This window comes from Rhizobium phaseoli (assembly GCF_001664385.1).
Classification (GTDB): domain Bacteria; phylum Pseudomonadota; class Alphaproteobacteria; order Rhizobiales; family Rhizobiaceae; genus Rhizobium; species Rhizobium phaseoli.
The window spans coordinates 372415-396254 of sequence record NZ_CP013532.1; the positions used below are offsets into that span (position 1 = coordinate 372415).

At 64.0% G+C, this 23840-nt stretch carries 18 protein-coding genes; 4 read left to right on the forward strand and 14 right to left on the reverse strand.

The genetic code is table 11. The annotated features are described in order from the left end of the window. Positions 1-2 precede the first annotated feature (2 nt). The 7 genes from AMC88_RS01830 to AMC88_RS01860 all read right to left on the reverse strand — a co-directional run bounded on the left by AMC88_RS01830 (position 3) and on the right by AMC88_RS01860 (position 11354). Positions 3-1337: an HlyD family type I secretion periplasmic adaptor subunit gene (locus tag AMC88_RS01830; protein WP_081277712.1), complete on the reverse strand. Its 1335-nt coding sequence runs from the start codon at positions 1335-1337 to the stop codon at positions 3-5. Next, positions 1334-3079, reverse strand: a complete 1746-nt coding sequence (locus tag AMC88_RS01835) for a type I secretion system permease/ATPase (protein WP_064824729.1) — start codon at positions 3077-3079, stop codon at positions 1334-1336. The genes AMC88_RS01830 and AMC88_RS01835 overlap by 4 nt, the downstream gene beginning before the upstream one ends. Before the next feature lie 80 nt (positions 3080-3159). Further along, the gene (locus tag AMC88_RS01840) at positions 3160-6708 is read right to left on the reverse strand and encodes a DUF5801 repeats-in-toxin domain-containing protein (RefSeq protein WP_064829854.1); all 3549 of its coding nucleotides are present in this window, start codon (positions 6706-6708) and stop codon (positions 3160-3162) included. Positions 6709-7335: 627 nt separating this feature from the next. Continuing rightward, positions 7336-7737, reverse strand: a complete 402-nt coding sequence (locus AMC88_RS01845) for a GFA family protein (protein WP_064825790.1) — start codon at positions 7735-7737, stop codon at positions 7336-7338. Positions 7738-7745: 8 nt separating this feature from the next. After that, positions 7746-9275 (reverse strand): S10 family peptidase, encoded by a 1530-nt coding sequence (locus tag AMC88_RS01850; RefSeq protein WP_064824731.1) that lies wholly within the window; start codon positions 9273-9275, stop codon positions 7746-7748. A 112-nt stretch (positions 9276-9387) separates the two neighbouring features. Further along, positions 9388-10680, reverse strand: a complete 1293-nt coding sequence (locus AMC88_RS01855; protein ID WP_064824732.1) for a CynX/NimT family MFS transporter — start codon at positions 10678-10680, stop codon at positions 9388-9390. After that, positions 10677-11354: a FadR/GntR family transcriptional regulator gene (locus AMC88_RS01860; protein ID WP_064824733.1), complete on the reverse strand. Its 678-nt coding sequence runs from the start codon at positions 11352-11354 to the stop codon at positions 10677-10679. Before AMC88_RS01860 ends, AMC88_RS01855 begins: the two co-directional genes overlap by 4 nt. A 505-nt stretch (positions 11355-11859) precedes the next feature. On the opposite strand from AMC88_RS01860, the gene AMC88_RS01865 reads away from it, so the two are divergent. After that, positions 11860-12672, forward strand: a complete 813-nt coding sequence (locus AMC88_RS01865; protein ID WP_010024540.1) for a class II glutamine amidotransferase — start codon at positions 11860-11862, stop codon at positions 12670-12672. Positions 12673-12794: 122 nt separating this feature from the next. On the opposite strand, the gene coaBC is transcribed toward AMC88_RS01865, so the two are convergent. Together coaBC and AMC88_RS01875 are read right to left on the reverse strand one after the other, a co-directional pair. Then, positions 12795-14003: a bifunctional phosphopantothenoylcysteine decarboxylase/phosphopantothenate--cysteine ligase CoaBC gene (coaBC, locus tag AMC88_RS01870; RefSeq protein WP_064824734.1), complete on the reverse strand. Its 1209-nt coding sequence runs from the start codon at positions 14001-14003 to the stop codon at positions 12795-12797. Positions 14004-14303: 300 nt separating this feature from the next. Next, positions 14304-15068, reverse strand: a complete 765-nt coding sequence (locus AMC88_RS01875) for an SDR family oxidoreductase (protein ID WP_064824735.1) — start codon at positions 15066-15068, stop codon at positions 14304-14306. A gap of 124 nt (positions 15069-15192) precedes the next feature. Between AMC88_RS01875 and AMC88_RS01880 the strand changes: the two genes are divergently transcribed. From AMC88_RS01880 to AMC88_RS01890, 3 genes are read left to right on the forward strand one after another with little or no spacing between them, the layout of a single operon-like run. Next, positions 15193-16098, forward strand: a complete 906-nt coding sequence (locus tag AMC88_RS01880; protein ID WP_012482390.1) for a LysR family transcriptional regulator — start codon at positions 15193-15195, stop codon at positions 16096-16098. Between the two features lie 33 nt (positions 16099-16131). Further along, complete coding sequence (locus tag AMC88_RS01885; protein WP_064825791.1) at positions 16132-17370, forward strand: MFS transporter; 1239 nt, start codon at positions 16132-16134, stop codon at positions 17368-17370. Then, positions 17367-17753 (forward strand): VOC family protein, encoded by a 387-nt coding sequence (locus AMC88_RS01890; protein ID WP_012482392.1) that lies wholly within the window; start codon positions 17367-17369, stop codon positions 17751-17753. Before AMC88_RS01885 ends, AMC88_RS01890 begins: the two co-directional genes overlap by 4 nt. A 30-nt stretch (positions 17754-17783) precedes the next feature. Here the strand turns inward: AMC88_RS01890 and AMC88_RS01895 are convergent, their stop codons facing one another. The 5 genes from AMC88_RS01895 to AMC88_RS01915 all read right to left on the reverse strand — a co-directional run bounded on the left by AMC88_RS01895 (position 17784) and on the right by AMC88_RS01915 (position 23749). Beyond that, positions 17784-19445 (reverse strand): urocanate hydratase, encoded by a 1662-nt coding sequence (locus tag AMC88_RS01895; RefSeq protein WP_012482393.1) that lies wholly within the window; start codon positions 19443-19445, stop codon positions 17784-17786. A 236-nt stretch (positions 19446-19681) separates the two neighbouring features. Next, the gene (locus AMC88_RS01900; protein WP_012482395.1) at positions 19682-20011 is read right to left on the reverse strand and encodes a TfoX/Sxy family protein; all 330 of its coding nucleotides are present in this window, start codon (positions 20009-20011) and stop codon (positions 19682-19684) included. Positions 20012-20014: 3 nt separating this feature from the next. Further along, positions 20015-21112 (reverse strand): DUF917 domain-containing protein, encoded by a 1098-nt coding sequence (locus tag AMC88_RS01905; RefSeq protein WP_012482396.1) that lies wholly within the window; start codon positions 21110-21112, stop codon positions 20015-20017. Next, complete coding sequence (locus AMC88_RS01910; protein WP_012482397.1) at positions 21093-22373, reverse strand: Zn-dependent hydrolase; 1281 nt, start codon at positions 22371-22373, stop codon at positions 21093-21095. The genes AMC88_RS01905 and AMC88_RS01910 overlap by 20 nt, the downstream gene beginning before the upstream one ends. Beyond that, positions 22370-23749 carry a dihydroorotase gene (locus AMC88_RS01915; RefSeq protein WP_012482398.1) on the reverse strand — a complete coding sequence of 460 codons (1380 nt, stop codon included), beginning with the start codon at positions 23747-23749 and terminating at the stop codon, positions 22370-22372. The genes AMC88_RS01910 and AMC88_RS01915 overlap by 4 nt, the downstream gene beginning before the upstream one ends. Between the last annotated feature and the right edge of the window lie 91 nt (positions 23750-23840).

The window sequence follows — 23840 nt, forward strand, 5'->3', positions numbered from 1 at the left end:
GGCTATTTTTCCCGCATCGCCCGACGGAAATTCTGGGTGATCGGCTCGGCCAGATAGGAGAGCACGGTGCGGGCACCCGTCCGGATCATCGCCTCGCTCGACATGCCGGGCATGAGCTTGCGGCCCTCCAGCTTGGCGAGTTCGCTCTTGTCGATCAGCACGGTTGCGGCGAAATAGGGTGCGCCGCTGCGTTCTTCCACCATTCGGTCGGCCGAGACGATCCCGACGACGCCCTCGAGCGGCGGCAGGTTGTAGCGCGCAAAGGCCGGGAAGCTGACGCGCGCGCGCTGCCCGGGCGCGATCGTTTCGACATCCTCCGGCCGGACCATGGCCTCGACCACCAGTTGCTGCCCGAGCGGTACGACCGTCATCAGGGTCTCGCCGGGTTTGACGACACCGCCCGCGGTATGGACCTTCAGGTCCATGACGATGCCGTCAACCGGTGCGATGATATCGGTGCGGGCAAGCACGTCCTTGGCGGACCGCTCCTCCTGCCTGAGATCGACCAGTTCCGCCTCGACCTTGCTCAGCTCTTCGACCGCTTCGTTCAGCCGCAACGTGCTGAGATTGAGGATCTGCATGTCGATCTCGGCCATGGCGCTCTTGGCGCGGGCAATGGCCGCGACATTGGTGGCGCGATCGCCCTCGACTTCCCGCTGTTGCCGGGTGAGCAGCAGGCCGCGTTCGCGGGTGACGAGGCCACGCTTGAGCAGGCTTTCGAGGTCCTTGGTTTCACCCTCGAAGACCTCGATCTGCTTGTCCTCGGTGACGATCAGCTCCTGCAGTCCGGTGATCTCTTCCTGGGTCTGGCGCCGGCGTTGGCTGAGAATTTCGCGCTCGTCCTGCAGATTGTGGTGCTTCGCCGCAAAGACGTCGCGCTGAGCGGCCACGGCGTCCTTTGCTGACTTGCTCGAGTTTGCCAGCAAGGCAGGATCGAATTCGATCTCGGCCTTGTCGTCCCGCTCGGCACGCAGCCGCGCGGCCAGCGCCTCACGCGTTGCGATCCGGTTCTGGACCAGGTCGAGCTTCGTCCGCGCCTGCGTGCTGTCGAGCTGGATGAGAACCTTGCCCGCCTTGACGACATCGCCATTGGCGGCGTTCAAGTCAGCGATGATGCCGCCCTCCAGATGCTGGATGAGTTTCCGGTCGCCGGCCACCTTGATGACTCCAGGCGCCACTGCGGCGCTGTCCAGCGGCGCAAGTGTCGCCCAGCCTCCGGCCATGCCGAAGAACAGGAATATGATCGCGAAGCCCGTGACCGTTACGCCTGTGAGACGCAGGGGGATTGGCGCAGCGGGCGGCGAAACCGGTAACGGGACGACCTTCATATCCGTCATGGCTGTTTCGTTCCTTGCGACTTTGCCACGATCGTCGGCATCTGGGCGACCTTGCGGACACGTGCGGCGAGTTCATTGAAGACATGGTCGCGCGGACCGAACAGGTCCTGCTGGCCTCGGTTGAGAACCAGTATCTTGTCGACGGTTTCCATGATGTTCGGTCGGTGCGCGATCAGGATGACGGTCGTGCCCGCCGCCTTGACAGTGCCGAGCGCTGCGATCAAGGCCTCCTCGCCCTCCCGGTCGAGGTTCGAATTGGGCTCGTCCAGGATAATGAGCGCCGGATCGCCGTAGAGCGCCCGCGCCAGGCCGATGCGCTGGCGCTGTCCGCCCGACAGCACCGCGCCGGTTTCGCCGATCTCGGTCAGGTAACCCTTCGGCAGGCCTTTGATGAGGTCGTGGACGCCCGCCAGCCGCGCTGCCTTGACTGCCTTGTCGAACACCACGGGACTGACCGTGGCGAAGCGGCAGATATTTTCGCAGACATTGCCGGCGAAAAGCTCGATGTCCTGCGGCAGGTAGCCGACATGATGACCGCGGTCCTCCGCCGCCCATTGGGCGACATCCATGCCATCGAGCAAAGCCCGCCCGCCGGAAGGGCGCCAGGCCCCGGCCAGGATGCGTGCCAGGCTCGTCTTGCCGGCGCCGCTCTGGCCGATCAAAGCCATGGATTCACCCGGCTCGAGACGGAAGTTGATCCCTTTCAGAATATGTTCGCCGCCCTGTCGAGCAAGCACGATATTGTCGGCCTCGAACCGGCCTGTCGGCCGCGGCATTGCCGGAACCGGCGCGGCCTCTGGGTGCTCGCCGGCGACGGCGGTGAGGCGCCGGTAGGCGGCGCGCGCGCCGACCGTCGCCTTCCACGTGCCGATCGCCTGCTCGACTGGCGAGAGCGCGCGGCCCATCAGGATGGAGGCGGAGACCATGATGCCCGGGGAAGCCTCGTTGCGCAGGACGAGATAGGCCCCGAGGGCCAATATTCCCATTTGCAGAGCCAGCCGGTGGCAACGCGCGATGGCCGAGATGATGCCGCCCCGGTTTGCGGCGACGACCTGTCCTTTGGTCGCCTCGTCCTGCTGCACCTTCCAGCCTTCGAGCAGCGGCTTCAGCATGCCCATCGCCTGGACGACCTCGGCGTTGCGGATCGCCGCCTCGGCCTGGGTGTAGGCGCGCGACTGTGCGCTGGTGGCCTCGGTCAACGGCTTGCGTGTCAGCCATTCGTTGAGCAAGGCCAGTGCAAACAGCACCCCGCCGCCCGACAGCGCCAGCCAGCCCAGCCAGGGATGCATGAAGAAGATGGCGGCGAAAAACAGCGGCGCCCAAGGCGCATCGAGAATCGGGAAGATGCTCGGGCTGGTGAAGAAATTCCGGACCTGGTCGAGGTCGCGCAGTGGGCGGGCGTTGGCCTGGCCGGGTTTTGCGGCGGCATATTCTACCGATGCCGTCAGCAGAACGGGCGCCAGCCGCGCGTTCATCCACGATCCAACGGTTGCCAGAAGGCGCCCGCGCACCACCTCCAGCCCCGCCATTGCCGCAAGTGCGGCTGCCGCCATCAGCGATAGCATCAGCAGCGTCTCGAGACTGTGGCTGGACAGCACGCGGTGATAGACCTGCAGCATGTAAAGCGCCCCGGTCAGCATCAGCACGTTGATCGCGCCGCTGAACCAGATAAGCGGCCGAATGGCCCGTCTGGCTTCTTTCATCACCACCTGAAGCGCCGGGGGCGGCTGTTTGGTTTTCATCTTTTCTAGCTCTGTACTCGAGATCACACCTTGCGCAATGCATGACGGGGGCAGCGAATGCTGCCCCCGTTGGCGACAATTCAGGTTACGTCGACGAGAATGTGCTGCAGCTCCGTCTGGTCGCCGTCCGCATCGACTACCTTGAAGGCAAAGTCGAGATTGGCGTCCGGCGTCTGGCTGACGGTGGAGGTGAAGCCGATGTCGGTGATCTTCAGCACGTCGTTGTCGGTGGGATCGAAATTCACCAGACCGCCGGTCGCATTGCTGCCGCCGGTGGCCCCGGTCGCCCTTATCAGGTTGATCGCCGTAGCGTCGCCGGTGATCCCGTTGCCCGACTGCATGATCTGCACGCTCCGCAGCACGTAGTCTTCGCCGCTTGCGTTGTAGTCGTTCTGCTCGACGATCACGAGGCCGTCATTATTGTCGAGCGTGAACTCGCTGCTGTAGGGAGCCGGGACCTGGCCCATCTTGTAGATGTCTTCGTTCGACACATACATGGCCCGCGTGATCACGTGATTGTCGTCGCCGTTGCCGGCAATGTTGTCGGCACCGTCCTTGTCGATCAGGTTGAGGATCAGCATCAGGTCTTCGCTGTTGCCGATGCCGTCGAACTTGATGGCCATCGCGCCGGCAGTCGCCGTCGGGGTGGTGGCCTCGTTGGCGATGCCGACATCGCTGCTGAAGAACCGCAAGGTGAGCAGTTCGTCTTTCTGGATCGTGTCGCCGGCGACGCCGTTGGTGCTCTGCGTTGCAGAGACCCACGTCTCATTGTTGTTGCTGACCATCAACTGACCGTCGGGGGTGAAGGCCGAGACCCCAGACGAGCCCTCGCCGTTGCTCGTCAGGCTGAACGGGTTGCCCTTGGTGATCAGGTTGCCGGTGAATTGCACGAAGAAGTCTTCGTCGGCAGATGTATTCGAGTCATCGGCCTGCAGCTTTTCCAGCACGATCTGCGGATGGCCGGTATTGCTCGTCGGGTTCTTGGACAGCAGCTCGCTGGTATGGAGCACGTCGAAGCTGAAGCCTTCGAGCGGGTCGGTCAGGTTGATGGTATAGGTGTCGGCGACCTTGTCGAAGACGAGGGTGCCGCCTGCCGTGCCGATCTGGTCGCCGGTTGCCGGATCCTTGTCGTAGGTGAAGGTGAAGTTGAACGTCGCCGAGGTGAGGCTCTCCGACGCCAGCGTCACATTCGAGCTGAGGAGATTGCTGCCGCCACCGCCGATGATCGTGCCGGTCAGTCCGATCTGGACGCCGGCGGTCTGGGTGTCCTGGTCGACGAAGTCGGAGCCGCCATTCGTATAGAAGGCAGCCGGGTGAACATCCGCGCCGATATTGTAGCCGAAGTCGCCGCTGGCCTGGGCGTTGAGCGTGTTGGCCAGGGTCTCGTGCTGAATACCTGCGAGGGCCGGGTTGCCGTCGAACGGCTTGGTGATCGTCGGCCCGTCATCCTCGAAGTTGAGGTCCTGGCCGATATTGCGGGTGGCCGTCGCCTGATCGCCGTCACCGTCGGTGATGGTTGCGGTCAGGGTGACGAGGTCGGCAGCCGCAAGGGTCCGACTGTCATCCGGGTTGCTGGCATCGGCGTGGATGATTGCCCGTTGCTGATCGAGGGTGAGAAGGTTTGCGGCGCTGACGCTGACGGTGAAGACGATCGGACCGCCAGCCCCGGCGCGGCCGACCACGCTGCCGTTTTCGAGGAAGAGCAGGACGGACTGGCCGGTTACGGTATCGGTAAGACCGCTGACATTGTTGTTCGGGTTGATGCCGAGCGCATAGGTGATTCCGTTGCCAACGCCATCGGCCCCGGGGAAGGCGACGAAGGCGGGCCCGAAAGCGCTGACATCGGTCGTCAGGTCGGTCTCGTCGACCGTCAGTGGAGACCCGCCGCCTTTTACCCCGATTATCGGTCCGTCATCCTCGAAGTTGAGGTTCTGGCCGATATTGTGGGTGGCTGCGGCGTGATCGCCGTCACCGTCGGTAATGGTGGCGGTCAGGGTGACGAGGTTGGCGGCCGCCAGGGTTCGGCTGTCATCCGGGTTGGTGGCGTCGGCGTGGACGATTGCCCTTTGTTGGTCGAGCGTGACGACGCCGGCGGCATCGACGCTGACGGTGAAGACAATTGCGCCGGCGGCGGATCCGGCGCGGCCGACGACGCTGGCGCCTTCTTTGAAGAGCAGCACGGATTGGCCGGTTGCCGTGTCGGTCAGACCGCTGGCACTGCCGGCCTGGCTGATCCCGAGCGAATAGGCGATGGCGTCACCATCGGCCCCGGCATTTGAGGTGAAAAAGGTCGAGAAGTCGTCGCTGGCATTGGTCGTCAGGATAGACTCGTCGACCGTCAGGTTCGGCGGGCTGCCGGTTGCCGAGATCGTTGGTCCGTCGTCGTCGAAGTTGATGAAGGAGCCAACTTCTTCGTTATGAGCGTTGCTGACCTCACCGCCGAAATGCACTTCCTTGACGTCGAAGAAGTCTTTCTCGGTGTCGATATTCTTGATGGTGAAGCGATCGAAGGTTCCGCCAGACCCGCCCGCGGTGGCGAAATCGACTGTCACGCCCTCGCCGACATTCTCGAGGATCAGCCCATTGCCGGCGAGATTGACGGTGATGCCGAGTTCCGCCGCCGTTTTTGTCACGCCGTTCAGTTTGAACGTCACACCAGTGATATTGATTTCGGTGTCGTTGTCGTCAGTGGGGAAGGACGCGCCTTCCACATTGTCGTCGTTATTATAGGCGTGAATCTCGATGTCGGCGACGGTCCCGGTCGGGGTCGACTGCGAGACCGAGAAGCCCGCGCTGGAGACGTTCTCGAGGTGTGAGCCATAGTCGGGCGCGGTCGGCGTGTTGGTAAAGTCCTTGCCCGCGCTCTGCGTGCCGCCGGTGATCAGGTCGATCTGAAGCTCGCGGCCGAAGCGCACGTCCTGAGAGGCGACGCCCAGGCCTTGCGTGCTGACATTGACTTCCGCCTGCACGCCATTGTCGTGCGCCGTCACCAGGATCTTCTGCGGGCTGGCTGCGTCGGCGTCGAGAATATACCAGTTGTTGTGTCCGGAAGGGGCGTCACCAAGCTGGCTGAAATTGACCACCGAGGTGCCGGTGACCGAGGCGAACACCTTATTGGTCAGATCGATGCGGTCGTCGGGGTTGGTCGCGTCGGGATGGAGCAGCGGCACGTATTGCACCGTATAGAGGTCATGGGTGGCGCCGGTACCAGTCAGCCCCAGCGAGAAGGCGAGCGGCCCGGTCTCAGCGGGTTCGGTGAGCGGGTTAGAGGTGCCGATGACGCCGATCACGACGTTTGCATTCGTTGCGCTCTGGAACAGCCAGACATAATTGCCATCGACGGTGCGAATACCGCTGTTGACGCCGTCCGTCTTGGAAAACGGGGTGCCGGAAGAATTCTGCGCGAGGACCACCGATGTGATGGTCTCCCCTGCATTCGCCGAAGCGACGACGAAGTTGGACTGGAAGGCGACTTCCGGTGGGGATAAACCGCCCGAGCCGTCGAGGCTTAACATATATTGCAGCGTAGTGTTGGTGCCGTGCGGCGCAAGCAAAGGATTGATATCGTCGTCCTGCAAGCCGCTGGTCTCGTCGATAACGAGGTCTTGGGTTGTGATGTCGAGTGCCATGGAAATTCTCCCTCGGTTAAGTCGCAGGGAGGCCGCGCCCCGGACGCCAAATGCATCCGACAGGTCCACCCCTTGCGCATTGGGCCTGCCGCTCTCCGCCGATCGCGATTGTCTCGCCGATGGAGAGCGCCGGTTCTTCTCAGTTGGAGGGTATTAAGACTAAGGTCCGGCTTTGGATTAAGACCTAAGCCCATGTATGGAGGCTATCACGATAACAACTCCGAAGATTACATTCTCATAAAATGCAAGATAGAGTTTGTAAAATTCAGAACAATGACATTTATAGCTATGCAACCCCCACCAAATCCGGCACGAGAATTCCCCCTCCAGTTTCTTTATACTATAAGTTGGGGGAAATTTCACTTAGCCACTTCGAGCTAAGGTGGGATATATATTGATTTTATTCTGTTTTTTTAGGAAAAAGTACATCTTATTAGGTTGTCGCCAGATCCCACGCGGACCTGCGACGCGGCGAAATCGCCTACATCACAAGTGGCGTCCGGTGGCGACAGAGAAAGCCAGGCGAGGCCGAAAGAGCACAGCAGCTGTCATCGAGAGCCGGTCGGAAATGGCACTCGCGATTGCAGCGCGCCATGTCTTTTCCGGCGGGTGGCGTTGGATTGTTTCTCAGTCTTCGCTGTCGAACCGCGGCAGCGGTTCGATATTGCCCACCCAGGGCAAGGCCGACCGGCACCATATCTGTTTCTTCGGCGTCAGGTCGCGCCGCTGGTCGATGCTGCCGAGACGGATGCCGATCGCGCCGCCTTCTTCATCGGTGCGGTAGAGCGGCGATCCGCAAGTCGGGCAGAAGAACTGCCGGCTGAGACCACCGCTATCGCCATATTTGCTGTAGTCGCGCGGTTCGCCCAAAATCAGCGTGAAGCTTCCCGGCCGCGCCGGCGCGGTGACGCGATAGGCGGAGCCCGTCAGCCGCTGGCAATCGGTGCAATGGCAGATCGAAACCCGCTCCGGTTCGATCTGCGCCTCGTAGCGGATCGCCCCACAATGGCATCCTCCTGATATTTGCATCGGCATCCTCAATCTGCCGGCGGGGAAGCCGGGCGCGTGGTATAGAAGGCCTTGGCATCCGCCGTGAAGGCGGCCCGCTGATCGGCATTCGTGTAGAACATATGGCCGCCGCGATAGAGTTTCAGCCCGACGCGGCCGCCGGCGAGCGAGGGCGGCAGGTGGTCGACCACGTAGCGGCTGACCCCGTAAGGCGTCACCAGATCGCTGTAGCCATGCGCGATCAGCAGGTGGAAGGCCGAGTTCGAGGCGAGCAACTGCCTGAGGTCATCGGAGGCGCTCGCCTGGGACCGTGATCCGCCGCGCCCGCCGCCCCATTCCCAGCGCCGGCTGATATCGCTGTCGAGCAGCGAATAGGTCATTTCGGTCCTGAAGCCGAGCGTATTGCGGGCATAGTCGGTGAAGGCGCCGCCATAGGCGCGGGTGAAGCCGTCGAGAATGGCGTCGTCGCCGCGGTCGTAATCCGATTCCGGATAGGGATCGGGTGCGGCAAAGGAAGCGTCGTAGGGGCTCATCACCGCGCCGCTGCCCCCGTCTGAATGTTTGACGAAGGAATTGCCGAGGAAGCCGCGATTGCGCGCGACGATATCCTCAGGAATACCGGTCAGTCCGGCGATCCTGCCATAGAAGGCGGCGGCGCCGGCGCCGGTCGGCGGCGGACCGGCGAGCGTCGTCAGATAGTCGCCGAGCGCGAAGGTCTCGGCCTCGCGCTGTTTCTGTTCGTCGAAGGCGTTGTGTCGCTCGAGTTCGGCCGCCGCCAGCGACGGCAGCTCGAGCGCCGCGCCGAGCGCGAACTGGTCGGCATTGAACATCAACTGTCCCTCCAGCAAGGGCGAAAGCATCACCGCACCCGCGATGACGATGCCCTGGCTTTCCTGCAGCATGGAGGCGACCTTGGCGGCACGGAAGCCGCCATAGCTTTCGCCGAGCAGATATTTCGGCGAATTGGAACGGTTGTTGTGCGCGACATAGAGCGCGATCGCCTTGGCGATGCTCTGGGCGTCGGAGTTGACGTTGTAATAGTTGGAAGCGTCGTCGGCCTTGACCGTCCGGCTCCAGCCGGTACCGATCGGATCGATCAGCACGAGATCGGTGAAATCGAGCCAGCTGTGCGCGTTATCGACGAGCTTGGCATTGGCGCCGTCGCGGCCCTGAGGCCCGAAGTCGAGCACTTTGGGCCCGACCAGCCCGAGGTGCAGGAAGGCGGACGCTGCCCCCGGTCCGCCATTGAAGGCAAAGGTCAGCGGCCGGTCGGCCCCCGCGTCATTCGCAACGTAGGCGGTGTAGAAGATCGCGCCGGTCTGGGCGCCGTCCTGGCCGAAAAGATCGAGCGTGCCGGCGGTCGCGGTATAGGCGATCTTCCGGCCGCCGATCGTCAACTCGTGCTCGGTGACGGAATCGGCCGGCAGCAGCTTCAGCACGCCGTCGCGCGCGCCGCTTTCGACATTGGCTCTGGATTGGGGGCTTTCCTGTGCCGGGGACAGGGCGGGGGCCAGCGACGCCGCAAGCGCGGCCAGCAGAAACAGGAATCGTCGGCGCATTCTCTCCTCCGGCAGTGCGGCATCGTGGTTGAGATAGCGTAGCACCCGCGGCCGGCGACCGGCATCAAGAGATGGTGATATCTCGGTGAGCCACGAAATGTGCAGGTTGGGCTCAGCCGGTCTTCGCGACCGCACGGACATTGACGTCAACCGAGCGGCCGGCCTTCCAGCCGTTGATCGCGGCGCCGAGCCCGAGCGCGACGAAGAGAAGCGCGCACCAGGAAAAGCTGCCGGTCCAGCCGCGGATGAGGCCGACGATGAGCGGGCCGACGGCCGCAAGCAGGTAGCCGACGCATTGCGCCATGCCGGAAAGATGGGCGGCGACATCGGGATCGCGCGAGCGCAGCACGATCGTCGTCATCGCCGCCGCGATCAGCCCGCCCTGGCCGATACCCTGCAGCACCGCCCAGAGCCAGACCGTCGACAGCGGCGCGAAGAGCAGGCCGAGCAGGGCGGTCACGGCAACGCCGCAGAGGCTGGCATTGATCAGCCGCTGGTCTTTGCCGCGCACGGCGATATGCGGCACGATCAGACAGGATGCGGCCTGCACCATCACCGAGAGCGAAACGATCGCCCCGGCGGTGACGCCGTCGAGCCCGCGTTCGCGCAGGATCGGAACCAGCCAGCCGAACACGCAATAGGCAAGCGCCGATTGCAGCCCCATGAACAGTGTCACCTGCCAGGCAAGCCGGTCTCGCCAGAGGCCTTTTACATGGAATCCGTTTCGCCTTGCCTGGCCGCTGCTGCGCAGCACCTGTGGCAGCCAGATCAGGCCGACGGCGAGCGCCGGCAGTGCCCAGATTGCGAGCGCACCGGCAAGCGAGCCGCCGAGAGCGTGCTCGACCGGCAGCGTCAGCCCGGCGGCACTTGCCGCACCGGCGCAGAGCGCCATCGTGTAGAAGCCGGTCATCAGGGCGGTGCGCGTGGCGAAATCCCGTTTGACCAGTCCCGGCAGCAGCACGTTGCCGACGGCAATGCAGGCGCCGGCGAGCGCCGTGCCGATGAAGAGTAGCGGCACGGAGGAAAGCCCGCGCAATGCAGTGCCAAGGGCCAGGAGCAGGACGACGCCGAGCAGCGTACGCTCCGAACCGAAGCGCTGGGCAAGGCGCGGCGCCAGCGGCGAGAACGCCCCGAGGCAGACGACCGGCAGCGTCGTCAGCAGGCTGGCGCCGAGTGCCGTGAGGCCAAGTTCCGAGCGGATTTCGGGCAGTAGTGCCGAGGCGCTTGAGAAGACCGGGCGCAGGTTGAAGGCGATCAGCACGAGACTCGCCCCGAGCAGGACACGATCCGCGGCGCCGCGGTTCGGTGTCGCCTGCGGCGACGGCAGGCTGCCGGCCTTTGCGTCGATCAGCAGTTCGTCGGCCGGGTCGAGCGTGGCGGCGAGATCGTTGGAAGGCGTGCTCATGACAGGATCATCCGGTCGAGGGCGGCGAGAACCGGGGCCATGAAGCGGCGCACCGCCGCATCCGCTCGATCCGGATTGCCGGTTTCAATGGCGTCGACGATATCGGCATGGGCCCGCATATCCGGTTCGGGAATATCCTGCCCCAGCGTCGCCGCAATCGTCTCAGCGATCGAGGCGGAGAAGAAATCATAGATCTCGACCATCGCCCGGTTGCCCGATGCGGCGATGACCGCCTTGTGGAAGGCGAGGTCGCGCTCGATGAAGCCGGCCTTGTCGCCGCCATCATAGGTGCCGCGCTCGGAAAGCAGCCGGCGAAGCTCCGTCACCGTCTCCGGCGTCTTGCGGATCGCCGTCAGCCGGGCGGCCTCGACGTCGAGCGCCAGGCGCGCCTCGAACTGGTCGCGCAGGCTGGCGCGCCGCGCCATCGTCAGCGGCCGGCCGGCATCGCTGGTCGAGCGGACATAAGTGCCCGAACCCTGCCGCGTTTCGAGATAACCCTGCGAGACGAGCACGCGTACCGCTTCACGCACCGTGCCGCGGCTGACGGAGAGCATGGCCGACAGCGCGGCTTCATTCGGCAATTTATCGCCGACCGCCCAGCGTTTGCCAAGGATGTCGCTGCGGATCGCCTCGATCGCCTCCTCGGCGAGATTTGTCCTGCTGATCGCACGCATGTCGCTACTCTAAAGTCATCGGATGACTTTATGAGTAGCTGACTTTATCCTCTTCGTCAAAGGAAAATCCGGGCAATAAAAAAGGGCCGCCTCAGCGACCCTTTCCATGAGTTTGGCCTCGAACTGGCCTGGACTGTCGAAGCAGCCCCAGGAAGGCGGGTCTTAGAGCGAGGGCTGCCTCGCTTTCATCACCACTTCCATGCCCGTTACGAGGTCCGAAATCTCATTAGACATTGGATCACCTTCCTTTCGTTCTGTTGCTGATAGATCGAAGGTAGGCCGATTCTTCTCGGATGCAAGAAGAAATTGTTTTGGTGGGCCGCTACTGGGGCAATTTGCTGTTCACAAAAGAACACAGAGTTTCGCTGAATTTGAAGGCGCCGGGCGCCACGAAACCGTCATCTTGCGCTTGCAAACCGGCGGCGTGTTAAGCTGTTATTAGCCTTGACGTTCGACAATTTCAGCATTCCCGCCGAAGCGGCGGCGGGTCCCCGGAGCAAAAGCCATGTGTCGCTGGGCAGCCTATCGCGGAAACCCCCTCTATCTCGAGGAGCTGGTATCTTCGCCCGCCCATTCGCTGATCGAGCAGTCCCATTGCGCCACCCGCGCCAAGACAGCGACCAACGGCGACGGCTTCGGTATTGCCTGGTATGGCGACAGGCCCGAGCCCGGTCGCTACCGCGATATCCTGCCGGCCTGGTCGGACTGCAATCTGAAGAGCCTGGCGCGGCAGATCCGCTCGCCGCTCTTCCTCGCCCATGTCCGCGCCGCCACCGGCGGCGGCACGCGCCGCGACAACTGCCACCCCTTCACCCACGACACCTGGTCCTTCATGCATAATGGCCAGATATCCGGCTTCGAGCGCCTGCGCCGGCCGATGGAGGCGATGCTCGACGACGAGCTGTTCAATGCCCGCAGCGGCACGACCGATTCCGAGCTGATGTTCCTGCTGGCGTTGCAATTTGGCCTGCGTGAGGCGCCGGTCGCCGCGATGGCTACAATGGTCGGCTTCGTCGAAGACCTGGCCGAGAATATCATCGGTTCGATCCTGCTGCGCTTTACCGCCGCCTTTTCCGACGGCAATACGCTCTATGCGATCCGCTATGCCACGGATCGCAAGGCCCCGACGCTTTATGCCTCGCCGGTCGGCGCCGGCTATTGCCTCGTCTCCGAACCGTTGAACGACGATGTCGACGCCTGGGCGGAAATTCCCGATGGCAGCGCCGTCACCGTTGGCAAAAACGGTATCCACGTCGCCGATTTCCGGCCGGAAAATCGAAGCGTCGCCAAGCTGCAGCCTTTGGCCGCCTCTGCATAATCTTCGTCAAAATCGAAAGCGATTTTCTAAAGCGTTCGCGATCCTTCAGATTCGCTTGTTACGCTTTAGGTCTTTATTTTCACACATGTCTTTGTCGCAAACTTTTGCGAGACGTGCTCTCACTATGCGTGGAAATGCTCGGCGATCAGCGCCGCCAGCCTTTCGGCAACCTCTTCCTTCGCCAGGTCGGGCCATTGCTCGACGCCGTCGTGCCTGATGAGTTTGACGCTGTTGCGGCTGCCGCCCATGATGCCGGTCGCCGGAGAAACGTCGTTGGCGACGATCATGTCGGCGCCCTTCCGCTCGAGTTTCGCCCTCGCATTGCTCTCGACGTCCTGCGTCTCGGCGGCAAAGCCGATCACCAGTTTCGGCCGCATCGTATGATGGCCGACGGTTTTGAGGATGTCGGGATTTTCCGTCAGCGCCAGCGTCGGAATGGATTCGCCCGGATGTTTCTTCAGCTTCTGGTCGGCGGCCGAAGCGACGCGCCAGTCCGCCACCGCTGCCACCATCACGGCAATATCGGCCGGCAGCGCCGCCAGCACCGCATCACGCATTTCCTCCGCCCGCTCGACATGCACGGTGTGGACGCCGACGGGGTCGGCAATCGTCACCGGGCCGGAGACGAGCGTCACCTCGGCCCCCAGCTTGGCAAGCGCTGCGGCGATCGCATGGCCTTGCCGGCCGGAGGAGCGGTTGGCGATGTAGCGCACCGGGTCGATCGGCTCATGCGTCGGTCCTGAGGTGACGATCGCCTTGCGCCCTTTCAGCGGTTTTTCGCCATCCTCGAGCATGGTTTCGGCGGCAGCGACGATGTCGAGCGGTTCCGCCATCCGGCCGAGCCCAGCCTCGTGGCTTTCCGCCATCTCGCCGGCCATCGGTCCGACAAAGCGGATGCCGTCTTCCCGCAGTCTTGCCGCATTACGCCGGGTTGCCGGATGCGCCCACATTCTGGGGTTCATCGCCGGAGCCGCAAGCACCGGCCTCGCCGTTGCCAGGAGCACCGTCGAGGCGAGATCGTCGGCAAGGCCGTTCGCCATCTTCGCCATCAGGTCGGCGCTGGCTGGCGCAATCAGCACGAGATCGCAGTCGCGCGCCAGCCTGATATGGCCGACATCCTGTTCGTCCTGCCGCGAAAACAGATCGACGAAGACGTGATCCGCGGCCAGCGCACCGACGGCCAGCGGGGTCACGAATTCCTGCGCTCCCTTGGTCATGATGGGACGCACACTTGCGCCACGCTCGCGCAACCGGCGGATCAGATCCAGGCTCTTATAGGCGGCGATGCCGCCTGAGATGATGAGGAGGATGCGTTTGCCGCTGAGAGCCATGGCTTTCTACCCGTCGCCTTTTTTTCGCCCGGCCTCGACCCTAAGCCTTTGGCGGACAACATGCAATCGCCCCGGTGAAAGCGATGGAGCTTGCACGGGGTACTGCTGTCTGATCGGCGCCCATGGCTGCCCCTCAGCCTAACCCTCTCCCCGCAAATACGGGGCGAGGCGACGTGCCCGCGAGAGGCTAGCGAGGAACTGAGAGGTTGCGGCATATGCCCTTCTCCCCGTAAGCGGGGGTCCGAAGGACTGGTCGAGACCCGTGGCTCGACCCCGGTCGATGGCGGCAGCCGCGCCGTCTCAACTGCGGGTAATCGAAATGCCGCCGTCGACCAGCGACGCCGTGCCGGTGACGAAGCTGGCATCGTCGGAGGCAAGGTAGAGCACCGAGCGGGCGACTTCATCAGGCGTCGCGACCCGCTTCAGGGCATGCATAGCGGTGACGGCAGCCTGCTTGTCGGCCGTATCGTTCATGTCTCGGTACATGTCGGTATCGACGGCGCCCGGCAGGACGGCGTTGACGCGCACGCCCTGCGGCCCGAATTCGGCGGCGAGCGCCTGCGTCAGCCCGATCAGGCCGGATTTGCTGGCGGCATAGGCGGCGACACCGGGAAAGGCGAAGCTGTAGCCGACGAAGGTCGAGGTGAAGATCACCGAACCGCCGCCATTTTCCGCCATCGCACCGATCTGATGTTTGGCAGCGAGGAAGGATGCGGTGAGATTGACGGCCAGTGCCTCGCTGAAACCTGCTTCCGAGACACCGGTGCTCGGACCCGCTTCGCCGATGATGCCGGCATTGTTGAAGGCGATGTCGAGCTTGCCGTAATGGGTCACAGCGGCCGCGACCAGCGCCTTGTGATAGTCTTCCGACCGGACGTCGCCGGCAACGGCCACGGCATCGCCGCCCTCGGCCCTAATCTCCGCCACCAGGCTGTCGAGTTCGGCTTGACGTCGGGCGCCGACAATGACCTTGGCGCCTTCGGCGGCAAAGAGCTTTGCCGTGACGCGGCCGATGCCGGAGCTTGCGCCGGTGACGATTGCGACCTTGTTGTTCAAGCGGTTCATGGTTCCATCTCCTATGTGAAGCGAGGCGGCCCCTGCCGTCCCTTGCGTTGAATCGAAGATGGCATTTTCCTTTCGTTCGGATTAGTCTCCAGATCGAGGAATTCGAATTCGGAAAGCCCGAACAATGATCAGGGTCGAAGGCATTGCCGCTTTCGTTGCCGTCGTCGAGGCCGGCTCGGTCAGCGAGGCGGCCCGGCGGCTGCGGCTCTCCAAATCCGTCGTCAGCGAAAGGCTGGCAGAACTGGAAAAGGCGCTTGGCGGCACGCTGCTGCACCGTACGACCCGCAAACTCAGCTTGACGGAGGACGGTGCGGTCTTCCTGGAACGGGCCGGGCGCATCGTGCGCGAGATCGAGGAGGCGGCCGCCGACATGGCTGAGCGGCGCGGCACGCTGTCCGGGCCGATCCGCATTGCTGCGCCCGTCACCTTCGGCCGCATGCATCTCGGTCCGGCGCTCTACCCCTTTCTCGCCGAACATCCGGAGATTCACCTGACGCTCGACATCGACGATCGCCGTGTCGATGCCGCCTCGGACGGCTATGACGCCATCATCCGCAATGGCCCACTCGCCGACAGCCGGCTGGTCGCCTGGAAGCTTGCGCCGAGCCGCCGCCTTCTCTGCGCCTCGCCGGATTATCTCGCCCGCCAGGGAATGCCGAGCTCGCTCGCCGACCTCAACAGCCATCGCGGTATCTTCTACACCAATCGCGGTGTCGCCGACTGGCGCTTCCAGACGCCGGAGGGGGCGATCCTCGTCCGCGCAAAACCGGCGCTCGGCATCAACAACGGCGATATGCTCCGCGACGCCGCCATCGCCGGCCTCGGCATTGCGCTGCTGCCCGCCTTCATTGCCGGCCCGGCCATCCGCGAGGGCCTGCTTGCCGAAATCGATGTCGGTCACAGGCCGGAGGCCGAATTCATCTACATGGCCCATCCCGCCGGCCGGAACCCTTCCGCCAAGCTGCGCGCCATCGCCGATCACCTGAAGAAGAGTTTTGGCGATCCGCCCTATTGGGATATTGCGGATTGACGCATGAATTTGAAGATTCGTCGGGATGAAGATATGCCGCCGCCAGTGCACGCCGTGAAGACCGTGCTCACAGGAGAAAAGCACTATTTGACGCGCGGCACTGGCGCCTATCGCCGCGCCAGCCTGGCGCTTTTCCTCTCCGGCTTTTCCACCTTCTCGCTGCTCTATTGCGTGCAGCCGCTGCTGCCGATCTTCTCGCAGGAATTTTCCGTCAGCCCGGCGGAAAGCTCGTTGTCGCTGTCGCTCTCGACCGGCTTCCTCGCACTCGCCATCGTCTGCGCCGCCGCCGTCTCGGAAGGGCTCGGCCGCCGCAGCCTGATGTCGATATCGCTGCTCGGCGCGGCCTTGCTGACGATTGCCACCGCCTTTGCGCCGAACTGGCATCTGCTGCTCGTCATCCACGCCCTGCAGGGCTTGGTACTCGGCGGCGTGCCCGCCGTTGCCATGGCCTATCTCGCCGAGGAGATCGATCCGCGCGGCCTTGGCGCCACCATGGGCCTTTATGTCGGCGGCACGGCCTTCGGCGGCATGTCCGGCCGCGTGCTGACCGGCATCTTCGCCGAATATCTCGGCTGGCGGCCGGCGCTCTTCCTCGTCGGCGCCATCGGCCTTGCCGCGGCGCTCGGCTTCATCGCCCTGTTGCCGCCATCACGGAATTTCGTCCGTCGTCCGGGCTTCGATCCGCGTTTCCATGCCAGGGCCTGGCTCGGCCATCTCAAAAACCCGGCGCTGCCCTTCATCTTCGCCATCGCCTTCCTGGCGATGGGTTCCTTCGTGACCATCTACAATTACGCCGGCTTCCGCCTCGTGGCGCCGCCCTATGGCCTCAACCAGACCGAACTTGGCCTGATTTTCAGCGTCTATCTCTTCGGCATCGGCGCCGCCTCGATCGGCGGCCTCATCGGAGATCGGATCGGGCATTTTCGCGTGCTGCTCTTCGGTCTGGCGCTGACGGCCGCCGGCAGCGTGCTGACGCTGTTTGTCCCACTGCCATCCATCATTCTCGGCATCGTGGTGCTGACCGCCGGCTTCTTCATGAGCCATTCCATCGCCAGCGGCCTCGTCGGCAGGCTGGCGCATGGCACAAAGGGCCACGCCTCGTCGCTCTATATGCTGGCCTATTACGTTGGCTCCAGCCTCATGGGGTCGGCGGGTGGCTGGTTCTTCGCAATCGACGGCTGGGCCGCCGTAGTCGCCTTCACCCTTGTCATGCTGGCGCTCGCCTTTATCTCCGCCTGTGTCGCGCAGCGTCTTGCAAGGGAAAAAGCATGATCCGCATTGACCGTCTCGATCATCTCGTGCTGACCGTCGCCGATATCACAGCCACCTGCGATTTCTATTCCCGCATCCTCGGCATGTCGGTCGAAACCTTCGCGGAAGGCCGCAAGGCGCTGAAATTCGGCCACCAGAAAATCAACCTGCATCAGGCCGGCCAGGAATTCGAACCCAAGGCCAGAAATCCAATCCCCGGCTCCGGCGACCTCTGCTTCATCGCCGAAACGCCGATTGCCGACGTCATCACCCATCTGCAGGCTTCGGCCATTGTGATCGAAGAAGGTCCGGTCGAACGCACCGGTGCCACCGGAGGTCTCCGCTCGGTTTATTTCCGAGACCCAGACGGCAATCTCATCGAGGTTTCGAACCTGATCGACTGACGCTCGATAGGCCGATATCCGCCTCCGGCCTCAATCCAGCCTGATATAGGGCACGTCCTTCTTCACCACCTCGTCCAGCGCCTCCTCGTATCCCGCATCGGCATACCGCATGACACCGAGGGCGGTGTCGTTGGTCAGCGCATGGTCGAGCCGCTCGTCGGCGGCTTCGCTACCGTCGGCGATGACGGTGACGCCGCAGCTGGTCATATAGCCGGCATAGCCGCCGCCGCCGGAATGGACGACGACGAGATCGGCCATCGACGAACACAGCATCATCGCATCGATCAGCGGCCAGTCGGCGATCGCGTCGGAACCGTCCTTCATCCGCTCGGTCATGATATTGGGATGCGCCATGGCGCCGGCATCGAGATGGTCGCGGGAGAAGGCGACGGGACCTTTGAGTTTGCCGCCTGCGACCAGCGCATTGACGCGCCGCGCCAGCATTGTGCGTTCGCCGTGGCCGAGCCAGGCGATGCGGGCCGGCAGCCCCTCGAAGGGAACGTGCTCGCGGGCCAACCGGATCCAGTTGGTGATGATCTTGTTGTCGGGGAAGAGTTCGAGCAATAGATCGTCGATGCGGCCGATATCGCTCTCGTCGCCCGACAGCGCCATCCAGCGGAACGGGCCGATCGCCCGGGCAAAGAGCGGCCTCAGATAGGCTTCGGTGAAGATCGGAATGTCGAAGGCATTGGCGACGCCGCCTTCTTTCGCCTGGGTGCGGATCAGGTTGCCGTTGTCGAAGACCTCGGCGCCGCGTTTCTGGAAATCCAGCATCGCCATCACATGCTCGACGATCGAAGCGCGGCTTGCCGCCATCAACTGGCCCTGGCCATCGTCGCGCAATTCTCTCACCTGATCGAGGCTCATGCCCTTCGGCACATAGCCATAAACGAGGTCATGCGCCGAGGTCTGGTCGGTGACGATATCGGGCACGATGCCGCGCCTTGCGATTTCGGGATAGACCTCCGCCGCATTGCCGACGAACCCAACGGAAACCGCCCGTCTGTCCTTCACCGCTGCATCGATCATCTCAAGGGCGGTATCGAGATCGGGGGCGATCTCCTGGAGATAACCGATCTGCTGGCGTTTGCGGGCGCGCTCCGGATCGATGTCGACGCAGAGGATCGCAGCGCCCGCCATGCGGCCGGCGAGCGGCTGGGCTCCGCCCATGCCGCCGAGACCGGCCGTCAGCACGAAGCGGCCGGCGAGATCGCCGCCGAAGCGCCGCTCGGCAATGCGCATGAAGATCTCGTAGGTTCCCTGGATAACGCCCTGGCTGCCGATATATTGCCAGGCCCCTGCCGTCAGCCCGCCCCAGCAGATCAGTCCCTTGCGCTGCAGCTCATAGAACACCTCGGCCTTTGCCCATTGCCCGACGATATTGCAGTTCGCCATGATGACGAGCGGCGCCTTGGCATGCGTCTTCACCAGCCCGATCGGCTTGCCGGACTGGATCAGCAACGTCTGATCCTCCTCCATCTCGGTCAGCGCCTTGACGATGCCCTTATGCGCCGCCCAGTTGCGGGCCGCCTTGCCGAGTGCGGCATAGACGACGAGATTGTCAGGGTCTTCGCCGACCGACAGGACGTTTTCCAGAAGTCGCAGCAGCGCCTCCTGCCGCCAGCCCTTGGCGCGCAGCTCCGGCCCGCCGGGAATGGGAAATTTCGGGTGACGCGGATTGGCCTTCGGCATGGTTGTTCCTCGCTTGGTTCTCTCTTTTTCCCTTATCCCCTGTGGGGGTCCGAAGGACGGGTCGAGACCTGTGGCTCGACCCCGGTAGGTGGCCCGAAGGGTCGGATGAGGGGCCACACAGCACAACATTCATGGCCCTTCGCTTGCGCTCAGGGCATTCGCGGCTTTGCCGCTCACCCCCTCATCTGTCCTTCGGACATCTTCTCCCGCTGGGGAGAAGGGGGAAAGCGCAGTCGTCACTTGCCCGGCAGCGATTCCACATAGGCGAGCGCCGCATCGAGCAGACGCCATCTCAGCGCATCGTCGCCGTAGGCCTCGGCATTGGCGCGCACCCAGCCATGCATGACCCGCTCACCCATCGACATCTGGATCACGCCGGGCAGCGCCAGCGCCCAGCCGTCATTGCCCCTGCCGAGACGGATCAGCATGCCGTCATGACGGGCGCCGCAGAGAAGATTTCCGTTCAGCAGGAAGGCCCGGCCGCCGAACATGGATGTCTCGCTGAGGCCCGGCCGGTCGCCAAGTTCGTCGCGCAGCAGTTCTTCGAGGCCGGGATCGCGCGTCATGGCTCAGGCCTTCGTTTCCAATGCATAGCGGGCGATCTCGATCCCCATCGCCCTTTCGACGACGGGATAGACGGTGGGATCGAGCACGCTTGCCGACAGCGGGATGATATCCTTCGGCACATGAAGGATGAAGACCTGCATGCCTTCCCTAAGCTGGCCGACGCTGAGCGGCTCGCCCTCAGGCGACAGCGTGGTGATCACGGCGGGGAAGGTGGCAAGCCGTCCGCCACCGGCATCGTCGACGGCCATATATTCGTTCATGACATGCAGCGTCACCGATTTTGCGTCCGAACCGACGATGACCGTGCCGATGTCGAAGGCTTCCCTGGTGTAGACGACGTCCTTTCTCGATATGACGCCCTCGGCGAGGATATGCCCGCCCGTCGTCTTGCAGATCGCGTCGATGACGGCGGCCCCGCCGCGCTTCTCCGCCGCGATGATCGCCTCTCCGAGCGCAAGCGCCATCGAGATGCCGCCGAGTGCGGCGTGACTGCGGACATAGGAAGCGCGCAGCGGGTTGCGGCAGCTGGCGATGAAGCCGCCGGATTGATCGGCGGCGGCGCGCAGCACCGGCGAGATCTTCGCCGTCGCCCCCTTTACCACCAGCTCGATATAGCGGTTTTCGGCGCGATTGCCGCCGACGGCAGTCTGAATCATGGGCTCGGGGGAAGCCGCCATGCCGATCGAGCCCATGTCGCCGGTCGGATGGGCGCGGATATCGCCGACCGCATCAACCACCTTGGTGCCGAGGATCGCCGAGGGCAGCCAGCCGTTCAGCGTCGAGGATTTGCCGTTCTGGCCGATGATCAGCCCGGAAAGCTTTTCGCCCAGCGCCTCCTGCAGGAGCTGCACCGCCTTCACATAATCGATGCCTTGCATTTCCCAGGGGGTGGTGGAGGCCGGCGCGCCGATCGCGGCCGCGGTGGCAACCCAGTCGTCGTCCTTCAGTTCCTCGATCGAGACCAGCTCGGGCTTGCCGACATTGACGGCCGCAAGCCCGAGCATCCGCCCGTGATCGGCCCAGCCGCCGCCGCCGGCGGCATAGACGGAGCCGCCCTTGACGGCGGCTTCGACGTCTTTCTCAACCAGTATGCGTCCCATCGACCTTCTCCCGCTTTAAATCCTTATCCATCTCGCGCACCGCTTCGAACAGCACGGCGGCGCCAAGCGCGATGTCGTCATTGTCGGCCCATTCGTCGGCGCAATGGCTGCGGCCTCCCCGGCAGGGCACGAAGATCATCGCCGCCGGCGCCACCTTGGCGATCCAGGCCGTGTCATGTCCGGCGCCGGATGCCATGCGCCGATGCTTCGCGCCGACGCGCTCGCAGGCAGCCTCGAGCGCCGAAAGCAGCCCGGCATCGCCGGGCGTCGGCTGATTGTCGGACACCCGCTTCGGTGTCGCGATCGTCACGCCATAGGCGGTTGCCAGCTTTTCGACATGGCCATCGAGCCAGCGGCAGAAAGCCTCCATGTCGGCTCGGATTTCCGCACGGCCGTCGATCAGCAGCACCACTTTCGACGGCACGACATTGGCGGCGTTCGGCTCGATCCGGAATTCGCCGACCGTCGCGGCGAAGTGGCCCGGCATCTTGGCAAGTTCGGCGGCGGCGTTGCGGATGTCGAGCACCAGCTGCGAAGCCGCCACCAGCGCATCCGCCCGCCGGTCCATCGGCGTCGTGCCGGCATGGTCGGCTCGCCCCTCGACGGTAATTTCGATGCGGGTGATGCCGGCGATCGCAGTGACGATGCCGATATCCTTGCGTTCGGCTTCGAGCACCGGCCCCTGCTCGATATGTAGTTCGAGAAAGGCTGCAATATCCGGCCTCTTCTGCTGCTGCAGTACACCGGGCTCGCCACCCACCTGGGCAATGCCCCCGGCAAGGTCGAGATCGCCGTTGACGCGCGAAAGCCAGGCCTCCGGCAATTGCCCGGTCATGCCGCGGCTGCCGATGCAGGAGACGCCGAAGATGCTGACTTCTTCGGCGAGGAAATCGACGATCTCCAGATCGTGCTCGAGCTCGATGCTCTGGTCGCTGAGCGCCCGCGCCACCTCAAGCGCCGCAATCACCCCGACAATGCCGTCGAAGCGGCCGCCGTCGGGCACCGTGTCGGAATGCGAACCGAGCATGATCGTGCCGAGCCACGGTTTGCGACCGGTGCGCCGGCCGATCAGATTGCCGGCCGCGTCGATCCGCGTTTCCAGTCCGGCCGCCTTCATCCGCGCTTCGAGATAGGTCCGGCCTTCGAGAAAGAGCGGCGAGAAGGCCCGCCGCGTCCAGGGATGCCCCGGCTCGGTGATTTCTGCCAGCGCCACGATATCCTCAGCAATCCGGCTGGCATTGACGGCAAGATTGCGACTCATGCACCGGCTCCCGCAATGATGTGGCGCGGCGGCGGACGGACGAACCGGCCGGTGCCGGGCTCGGCCAGCACCTTGCCACCCTCGGCGATCTTTTCGCCGCGCAGATAGGTAGCCGTAACCGTCCACGGCAGGCGGATGCCGTTATAGGGGCTCCAGCCGACGACATTGTTGCCGCTGGCCGATGCATCATAGACGCTTTCCCGCGGTTCCAGCACGGTGATATCGGCGTCCTTGCCCGGCGTCAGCGCCCCCTTGATATGGTCGAGCCGGAAATGCTTGGCCGGATTTTCAGCCATCAGCCGGGCCGCCCAAGTCAGCGGAATGCCGCGGTCGATGGCGCCATTGACGAAAAGCGGCACCATGACCTCGAGACCCGGCACGCCGGATGCGTTGGCGAGCATGTCGGGATTGGTCTTGCGGTTCTCCGACCAGCTGACGTGATCGGTCGAAACCAGCCAGACATCGCCCTCGGCCACCTTCCGCCAGAGCTTCTCCACCTCTGCGCGCGGCCGCAGCGGCGGATTGATCTTCGCCTTGCCGCCGAGGCGCTTCACATCGTTCTCTTCGTCAAGCGTCAGATAATGGATGCAGCATTCGACGGTCGCGGCAAAACCGTCACGGCGATAGGCGCGGGCGATATCGTAGCCACGCCCGAGCGAGCAATGCACCACATGCGCCGGGCAGCCGGTGGCCGCACCCGTCTCGAAGATCGTGTGCATGGCCAGGAGTTCGGTGATCGCAGGCCGCGACAGGCCGTGCGCCCGCCAGTCGGTGATGCCGCTCGCCTTGACCTGCTCCATGTAGCTGCGCACCGCCTCGTCGTCCTCATTGTGCACGCCTGCCGTCAGCCCCGTCGGCGCGATCGCCGCAAAGCAGGCGTCGAGCAGGGCCGGCGGGATGCGTGGAAAGCGCTTGGGGTCGGTGCCGAAAGTCGAGAATTTGAAGGCGGCGACGCCCGCCTCGACCATCTCGCCGATCCGCGCCGGGCCTTCTTCCGGGTCGACCGTGCCGTAAAGCGCGAAGTCGACACGCGCCTGCTGCCCGGCATGGTCGATCTTGCGTTTGACCGCTGCGGCCGAGCAGACGAGATCGCCCTCGTCATAGGGCATGTCGACGATTGTCGTGACGCCGCCGGCCGCCGCCGAGCGCGTCGACCAGATGAAGTCTTCCTGGTCTTTCTGCGAAAGCGAATGCACCTGTGCGTCGATCGCGCCGGGCAGGATCAGTGCTTTGCCGAGCAGATGCCGCTCGCGCGCCGAAGGCGGCACGCCGAGGCCGACCTCGGCGATCTTGCCGTCGCGCGCGGCGACATAGCCTTCGTCGAGAATGCGGTCCGGCAGCACCACCGAGCCCTGCAGAACGAGATCGAAGTCCATGCCGCTTCCTCCTAGACTGAAGTCAGACCGTTGCCGGCCGGGGCAGAACGCCAAAAGCGCGAGCGTCTTTCGCACGGCCCCGACTGGTTAA